We start from the raw sequence: 451 nt of genomic DNA on the forward strand, positions 1-451 counted from the left end.
GTCAACGCCGGTGATATCGAATTTCGTACCGTGCACCCGTGAATCATGCTTCCCGGTACGCCCCACATTGGAGAGGATAGTCCATTGCTGGTGCAGCCAGAGAGCGCATTATGACGAGCCTTCGCCCCAACCTCCCCGATTGCCTAAGGAACAGCATCGCTCCCGACACCGGAGGGACGCCTCAATCTAAACAAGCGGGCGAAGGGACTGAAGATCTGATGCAAGAAGGAATCGTGACCGCCACCGGTCACACCCAGAGGTGCGCCGCACGAAGAGGGCACATACCAAGTACCAAACCACTGGTCAAACACCGAGAACACTGTGGCGAAATTGCTACCCACCCCTTCCCCGTTGCGCACGTGATGCCATCTATGCATCGCGGGCGACACGAATAAGCGACCCAAGGCGCCATAGGTCCATGGCAGGTTCGCGTGAATGAACAAGCCATAGT

1 protein-coding gene is annotated in these 451 nt (G+C 57.2%); it reads right to left on the minus strand.

Features of this window, described 5'->3' with window-relative positions; translation table 11 throughout:
• Positions 1 to 143: 143 nt before the first annotated feature.
• The gene (locus D7X55_RS46370) at positions 144 to 443 is read right to left on the minus strand and encodes a sterol desaturase family protein (protein ID WP_368666527.1); all 300 of its coding nucleotides are present in this window, start codon (positions 441 to 443) and stop codon (positions 144 to 146) included.
• Positions 444 to 451 lie beyond the last annotated feature (8 nt).

The organism is Corallococcus sp. AB049A (assembly GCF_003668885.1).
In the GTDB taxonomy this organism is placed as follows: domain Bacteria; phylum Myxococcota; class Myxococcia; order Myxococcales; family Myxococcaceae; genus Corallococcus; species Corallococcus interemptor.